This window comes from Pseudomonas sp. CFII64, assembly GCF_000416235.1.
Lineage (GTDB): Bacteria > Pseudomonadota > Gammaproteobacteria > Pseudomonadales > Pseudomonadaceae > Aquipseudomonas.
In genome coordinates this window covers 245,871-252,401 of the sequence record NZ_ATLO01000035.1, presented here as the reverse complement: position 1 = coordinate 252,401, position 6,531 = coordinate 245,871, and the positions used below count along the sequence as shown (strand labels likewise).

At 59.7% G+C, this 6,531-nt stretch carries 5 protein-coding genes; 3 read left to right on the top strand and 2 right to left on the bottom strand.

Annotation, left to right across the window (positions count from 1 at the left end):
- Positions 1 to 42: 42 nt before the first annotated feature.
- Positions 43 to 561, bottom strand: a complete 519-nt coding sequence (locus tag CFII64_RS16370) for a glycine cleavage system protein R (protein WP_020291922.1) — start codon at positions 559 to 561, stop codon at positions 43 to 45.
- 317 nt (positions 562 to 878) lie between these two features.
- Here CFII64_RS16370 and CFII64_RS16365 point away from each other — a divergent pair, with 317 nt between their 5' ends.
- Positions 879 to 3,056 (top strand): malate synthase G, encoded by a 2,178-nt coding sequence (locus CFII64_RS16365; protein ID WP_020291921.1) that lies wholly within the window; start codon positions 879 to 881, stop codon positions 3,054 to 3,056.
- Positions 3,057 to 3,193: 137 nt separating this feature from the next.
- On the opposite strand, the gene CFII64_RS16360 is transcribed toward CFII64_RS16365, so the two are convergent.
- Entirely contained in the window at positions 3,194 to 3,640 is a 447-nt protein-coding gene (locus CFII64_RS16360) for a response regulator (protein ID WP_020291920.1), read from the bottom strand.
- 241 nt (positions 3,641 to 3,881) lie between these two features.
- Between CFII64_RS16360 and CFII64_RS16355 the strand changes: the two genes are divergently transcribed.
- Together CFII64_RS16355 and CFII64_RS16350 are read left to right on the top strand one after the other, a co-directional pair.
- Positions 3,882 to 5,816 (top strand): putative nucleotidyltransferase substrate binding domain-containing protein, encoded by a 1,935-nt coding sequence (locus CFII64_RS16355; RefSeq protein ID WP_020291919.1) that lies wholly within the window; start codon positions 3,882 to 3,884, stop codon positions 5,814 to 5,816.
- Entirely contained in the window at positions 5,813 to 6,526 is a 714-nt protein-coding gene (locus tag CFII64_RS16350) for a PolC-type DNA polymerase III (protein ID WP_020291918.1), read from the top strand. Before CFII64_RS16355 ends, CFII64_RS16350 begins: the two co-directional genes overlap by 4 nt.
- The last annotated feature ends 5 nt before the right edge of the window (positions 6,527 to 6,531 follow it).

Sequence of the window (6,531 nt, the reverse complement as noted above, 5' to 3'; positions counted from 1 at the left end):
CCTCGGCTTGGGCGAGTCCATCCAATTACGGTTTTCAGACATTCAAAGCTCGGTACGCAACACCAGATCCACCATCAAATCATCCGCCAGGGTCTCCAGGCGTTCCTGCAACAGATCCAGGGACAGCGTCAGCGGTACGCCCAGTGTCGCTTCAGCATGGAACAGCGGCTCGCTGCTCATGGGCGCGGGATTAACCTCGGTCACCAGGCGCTCGACGTTGACGCCTTGTTCGGCCAGCAACCGAGTGATGTCCCGGACGATGCCGGGGCGGTCATTGCCCACCAGTTCCATGCGGATCGATTTCCAGCCCACCGAAGGTTCGGCGCTGCTTTCAGCAAACAGCACACGAATGTCCTGCGCAGCCAGCGCCTGCAATGCTTTCTTCAATGCTTCGCGGTTATCCGCTGGCACCTGCACCCGCACGATCCCGGCGAACTGACCGGCCATTCGCGACATACGGCTTTCGAGCCAGTTACCGCCATGTTGCGCAATGCAATCGGCGATGCGTTCGACCTGGCCTGGTTTATCCGGTGCAACAACAGTGACTACAAAATGATCCACAGGTAACTCCTTCTGCTGACGGGTAGTCGTGGCCCTAGTATAGGCAAGGCTGACAAGACCACCTCACGACGTTTGATCAAGCAAACTGTGTACGATTTCCAGATTTAACTGGAACAACATCCCGTGATTTTGAGAACATCCAGCTCTTTATCGTGACCGGCCATGTAAATCCAGTCGCTTGGTGACATATTTAGTCTCGTTTTCACCCGACGGCGCTTCATGTAGTATGCCGCGTCGCGCACTACACAACGTTGATCCCTAATAAAAGAGCGCTCCCCCGTGGAGCGCAAAAAGCTGAGCAGAGTGAGGCAAGTGCAATGACTGAACACGTTCAAGTCGGTGGCCTGCAGGTCGCCAAGGTGCTGTTTGACTTCGTCAACGATGAAGCCATCCCCGGGACCGGTCTGGATACTGCAGCGTTCTGGGCCGGTGCAGACAAGCTCATCAACGAGCTGGCACCCAGGAACAAAGCCCTGCTCGCCAAACGTGATGACTTGCAGGCGCAAATCGACGCCTGGCATCAAGCCCATGCTGGACAGGCTCACGACGCCTCGGCTTACAAGACCTTCCTCCAGGAAATCGGTTACCTGCTGCCAGAAGCCGCAGATTTCCAGATCACGACGCAAAACGTCGACGAAGAAATTGCCCGCATGGCTGGCCCACAACTGGTGGTGCCGGTGATGAATGCCCGCTTCGCCCTCAACGCATCGAATGCCCGTTGGGGTTCGCTGTACGACGCGCTCTATGGCACCGATGCCATCAGCGAAGCCGACGGCGCCGAGAAAGGCAAAGGCTACAACAAGGTGCGTGGCGACAAAGTCATCGCCTTTGCCCGGGCGTTTCTCGATGAAGCCGCGCCCTTGGCCGCTGGCTCGCACGTGGATTCCACCGGTTACAAATTGATCGACGGCAAACTGGTGATCAGCCTTAAAGGCGGCAGCAATACCGGCCTCAAGGATGACGCCCAGCTGATCGGCTTCCAGGGCGACACCGCAGCACCGCTTGCCGTGTTGCTCAAGCACAACGGCCTGCATTTTGAAATCCAGATCGATGCCACCAGCCCGGTGGGTCAGACCGATCCGGCTGGCGTCAAGGACGTGCTGATGGAAGCAGCGCTGACTACCATCATGGACTGCGAAGACTCCATCGCCGCCGTTGATGCCGACGACAAAGTGGTGGTCTACCGCAACTGGCTGGGCCTGATGAAAGGCGACCTCGCCGAACAGGTTGCCAAGGGCGGCGAAACCTTTACCCGCACCATGAACGCCGACCGTGTGTACACCGCACCCAATGGCGAACAAGTCACGCTGCACGGTCGTTCGCTGCTGTTCGTGCGCAACGTGGGTCACCTGATGACCATCGACGCGATTCTCGACCAACAGGGTCAGGAAATCCCCGAGGGCATTCTTGATGGCTTGTTGACCAGCCTCGCGGCGATTCACAGCCTCAACGGCAACAATACCCGCCGCAACAGCCGCAGCGGATCGGTCTATATCGTCAAACCAAAGATGCATGGCCCGGAAGAAGCGGCCTTCACCAACGAACTGTTTGGTCGCATCGAAGACGTCCTCAACCTGCCGCGCAACACGCTGAAGGTCGGGATCATGGACGAAGAGCGCCGCACCACGGTCAATCTCAAGGCCTGCATCAAGGCCGCGAGCGAGCGTGTAGTGTTCATCAACACCGGTTTCCTGGACCGCACGGGCGATGAAATCCACACCTCCATGGAGGCCGGCCCGGTCGTGCGCAAAGCGCAGATGAAGGCGGAGAAATGGATTGGCGCCTACGAGAACTGGAACGTCGATATCGGCCTGAGCTGCGGCCTGCAAGGTCGGGCACAGATCGGCAAGGGCATGTGGGCCATGCCGGACCTGATGGCAGCGATGCTCGAACAGAAAATCGCTCACCCGCTGGCCGGCGCCAACACCGCCTGGGTGCCATCGCCCACCGCCGCTGCGCTGCACGCGTTGCATTATCACAAGGTTGACGTGTTCGCGCGTCAGGCCGAACTGGCGCAGCGAACCCGCGCATCAGTGGACGACATCCTGACCATTCCGCTGGCAGCCAATGCCAACTGGACGCCGGAAGAAATCCAGAACGAACTGGACAACAACGCTCAGGGTATCCTCGGGTACGTGGTGCGCTGGATCGATCAAGGCGTAGGTTGCTCGAAGGTGCCGGACATCAACGACATCGGCCTGATGGAAGACCGCGCGACGCTGCGCATTTCAAGTCAGCACATGACCAACTGGCTGCGCCACGGCGTGGTCGATCAGACGCAAGTGATGGACAGCCTCAAGCGCATGGCGCCGGTGGTTGACCGCCAGAACGCCAATGATCCGCTGTATCGCCCGCTGGCTCCGGACTTCGATAGCAATATCGCGTTCCAGGCCGCAGTGGAGCTGGTCATCGAAGGCAGCAAACAGCCGAACGGCTACACCGAGCCGGTTTTGCACCGTCGGCGCCGGGAGTTCAAGGCTAAGAACGGGTTGTAAATAGGCGTCTCGCGCATCCCACCGTAGGACCGGCTTTAGCCGGGAGGGCGTTCTCCCGGCTAAAGCCGGTCCTACGGATCCTGTATCAGCGCGCCAGCGCAGCGTCTGGATAACCGGACACCTTTACGGAATCAACCTCACACCAACCCCAGTTCCCGCTTGACCAGCTTCAGCAGCTGCTTGGTGTTGATGGGCTTGAGCAGGAAGTCCACCACGCTCAAATGCATCGCATCGATGGCATCGCGCACGTTGGCGTCGCCGGAAATGATGATGATCGGCAACGACGCGCGCTCGGATTCACGCACCTTGCGGATCAGGTCCAGGCCATTGCACGGGGCCATGCGCAGATCGGTGATCAGCAGCGCTATGGATTCCTTGTTTTCAATCAAGTGCATGGCGCTATTGCCACCGGCGGCGGTCATGCAGCTGATGTCATTAAGGCTGAGAATCTCGGCCAACAACTCGCGGGCATCGCGATCATCGTCGACGATCAATACCCGCTGGGGCGAATCGGGTAATGCGGCGAGCATCACTTCATTCAGCGCTTCGCGCTCTTCATCGCTCAAAATATCGTAATCGACCATCTGCGCCTGATTCCCTTGCCCTGATACTGGCAGCAAACCGGGCACCTGGCCGGTTACATCTGCATGCTGTGGTCGGCATCCTGCCGGCGATTGTTTGCTGTCCAAGCCTTCGCGTAACTGCTTTTTACACCATGCCGGGGGTTGCTAGAAATCTTTTCGTCAATGTAAGACTTACGTCCAATGGGCACTGTCCGACAAGCGGACGACCATGACCATCAATAAAAAGAGCGCGGTACAGGTCATGAGCAAAGCGGATGCATTCGCCCAGGCGGGCAAAACAGCGGTGTTGCAGAACATCCACGGCACGATGCAGTTCCTGCAAAAATTCCCGCCTTTCAACCAGATGGAGAGCGCTCATCTCGCTTATCTGGTCGAACAGTGCCAACTGCGTTTCTACGCTGTGGACGAAAGCATCATCAAGCCTGCTGACGGTCCAGTAGAGCACTTTTATATCGTCAAGCAAGGACGGGTCGTCGGCGAACGACCGCACACCGCCAAGGGCGGAACCGAAACCACCTTCGAGATCACCACCGGCGAATGCTTCCCGCTGGCCGCGCTGCTGGGTGAACGCGCCACGCGCACCGAGCATCTGGCGGCCGAAGATACCTTTTGCCTGCAACTGAACAAACAGGCGTTCATCAAGCTGTTCGCGCTGTCGACCACCTTCCGCGACTTCGCCTTGCGTGGCGTCAGCAGCCTGCTCGATCAAGTGAACCAGCAAGTCCAGCAACGCGCTGCGGAAACCCTTGGCACCCAATATTCACTCAATACCCGCCTTGGCGAGCTGGCCATGCGGCATCCGGTCATGTGTAGCCCGCAAACGCCGCTGCGTGAAGCCGTGAAGCTCATGCACGAACAACAGGTCGGCAGCATCGTGATCGTCGATGCGCAGCAAGCGCCGCTGGGGATTTTCACCCTGCGCGACCTGCGCGAGGCGGTGGCCGAGATCGATACCGATTTCAGCCAGCCGATCCAGGCGCATATGACGCAAGCGCCCTTCCACCTCAGCCCGGACGCCAGCGCGTTCGATGCCGCCATTGCCATGACCGGCCGGCACATCGCCCACGTGTGTCTGGTCAAGGATGGGCGCCTGTGCGGCGTGGTTTCCGAGCGGGATCTGTTTTCCCTGCAACGGGTCGACCTGGTGCATCTGGCGCGCACGATTCGCAACGCGCCGCGCATCGAAAGCCTGACCAACCTGCGCGGCGACATCGTGCAGTTGGTGGATCGCATGCTCGCCCACGGCGCGTCCTCGACCCAGATCACCCAGATCATCACCCTGCTTAACGATCACACGGTATGTCGCGTGATCGAGCTGACCCTGGAAGAAAAAGGCGACCCCGGCATTGCGTTCAGCTGGCTGTGTTTCGGCAGCGAGGGCCGCCGCGAGCAAACGCTGCACACCGATCAGGACAACGGCATTCTTTTCGAGGCCCGGGACATGGCCGAAGCAATACAGATCAGGGCCGTGCTGCTGCCGATTGCCGAGCGTATCAATCAGAGCCTGGCGCTGTGCGGGTTCACGTTGTGCAAAGGCAATATCATGGCGGGCAACCCGGAGCTGTGCCTGTCACGCGTCGAATGGTCCCGACGCTTTGCCGCGTTCATTCGTGAAGCGACGCCGGAGAACCTGCTGGCCTCCAGCATCTATTTCGACTTGCGCGTGGTGTGGGGCGACGAGAACGGCTGCGATCAGTTGCGCCGCAGCGTACTGGAACAGGTCGGCGACAATCGGTTGTTCCAGCGCATGATGGCCGAAAACGCCCTGCGCCAACGCCCGCCAGTGGGTCGCTTCAAGGATTTCGTGCTGGCCCGCAAAGGCAGCGACAAAGACACGCTGGACCTCAAGACCCAAGGCCTGACGCCGTTTGTCGACGGCGCCCGCTTGCTGGCGCTGGCCAATGGCATCGAAGCCAACAACACCCTGGAACGCCTGCGCCAATTGGTAGAACGCGAGGTAATCGACCGACTGGACGGCGCGGCCTATGAAGAGGCTTATCACTTCATCCAGCAGACGCGTATGCAGCAGCACCAATTGCAGAGCCGCCAGAACCTGCCGTATTCCAACCGCATCGATCCGGACACCCTCAATCATCTGGACCGCCGCATCCTGCGCGAATCCTTGCGCCAGGCCCAACGCCTGCAAACCAGCCTGACCCTGCGTTATCAACTATGAATCTGTTTGCATGGCTGCGGCCGCGTCCGCCAAAACCGAGCCTGGAACATCGCGACCAACAGCGTCTGGCGAACCTTGCGCCCGGCGCGACGCTCAGCGAAGACTCATTGCGCAAGCAACGCTGGGTGGTGTTCGACCTGGAAACCAGCGGCCTGAACATGAACCGCGATCAGGTGCTGTCCATCGGCGCCGTGGTCATCGAAGACGGCGCCATCGACCTGAGTCAGCAGTTTGAACGCACCTTGTTGCGCGTCGACCACAAGCTAAGCCCGGCGGTCTTGATTCACGGCCTCGGGCCCAGCGCTATTGCTGCCGGCAGCGAACCGGTGCAGGCATTACTGGATTTCATGGAGTTTGTCGGCAACAGTCCGCTGCTGGCGTTTCACGCGCCATTCGATCAGCACATGCTCGGGCGCGCCTTGAAGGAAAGCCTCGATTATCGCCTGGAGCATCGTTTTTTCGACGTCGCGGAAATCGCTCCAATGCTCTTCCCGCAGGCGAATCTGCGACAGGCCGGACTGGATGACTGGACCGCCTTCTTTGGCCTGCAAGCCGAAGAGCGCCACAACGCCAGCGCCGACGCCCTGGTGACCGCCGAACTGGCGATGATCCTCTTCAGCCACGCCCGCCGCCAACAGATCGACAGCCCCGCGCAGCTGGATCAGTGCTTGAGCCAGTGGCGGCGGCGGCAGCGCAGCCATTCGTTTTGAGTGAT